Consider the following 588-nt stretch of genomic DNA (forward strand, 5'->3'; position numbering starts at 1 on the left):
CAAGATCGACCTGTCGCTGGGGAAGCTCGGGCTCGAGCCGGGGATGACGCTGCTCGACATCGGCTGCGGCTGGGGCGCCACGCTGCGGCGCGCCATCGAGAAGTACGACGTCAACGTCGTCGGCCTGACGCTGTCGGAGAACCAGGCCGAGCACGTCCAGCAGATGTTCGACGGGCTGGACACGAACCGCTCAGCGCAGGTGCTGCTGGAGGGCTGGGAGAAGTTCGACGAGCCCGTCGACCGCATCGTCTCCATCGGCGCCTTCGAGCACTTCGGCCGCCAACGGTGGGGCCACTTCTTCAAGATGGCCTACCGGGTGCTGCCGGCCGACGGGGTCATGCTGCTGCACACCATCTCGCGTCCGACCTTCAAAGAGGCCAGGGCCCAGGGCACCCCGTTGACCCACGAGGTCGTTCACTTCACCCAGTTCACCCTGGCCAAGTAACGTCCCGGGCGCCGGCGCCGCCGGTCACTTCTCACACGTGAACTGGTTGACGTCCGTGTAGCCCTGGCGGAACAACTTGGCGCAGCCGGTGAGGTACTTCATGTACCGGTCGTAGACCTTCTCCGACTGGATCGCGATGGCCT

At 65.8% G+C, this 588-nt stretch carries 1 protein-coding gene and 1 pseudogene; one reads left to right on the forward strand and one right to left on the reverse strand.

The annotated features are described in order from the left end of the window. Nucleotides 1-442: pseudogene (locus A5706_RS21245) on the forward strand (class I SAM-dependent methyltransferase); the annotation flags it as partial. A gap of 27 nt (nt 443-469) precedes the next feature. Here A5706_RS21245 and A5706_RS32475 read toward each other — a convergent pair. Beyond that, the gene (locus tag A5706_RS32475) at nt 470-583 is read right to left on the reverse strand and encodes a class I SAM-dependent methyltransferase (RefSeq protein ID WP_369831928.1); all 114 of its coding nucleotides are present in this window, start codon (nt 581-583) and stop codon (nt 470-472) included. Nucleotides 584-588: the final 5 nt, after the last annotated feature.

It is taken from the genome of Mycobacterium sp. E796, from assembly GCF_001672815.1.
Lineage (GTDB): Bacteria > Actinomycetota > Actinomycetes > Mycobacteriales > Mycobacteriaceae > Mycobacterium.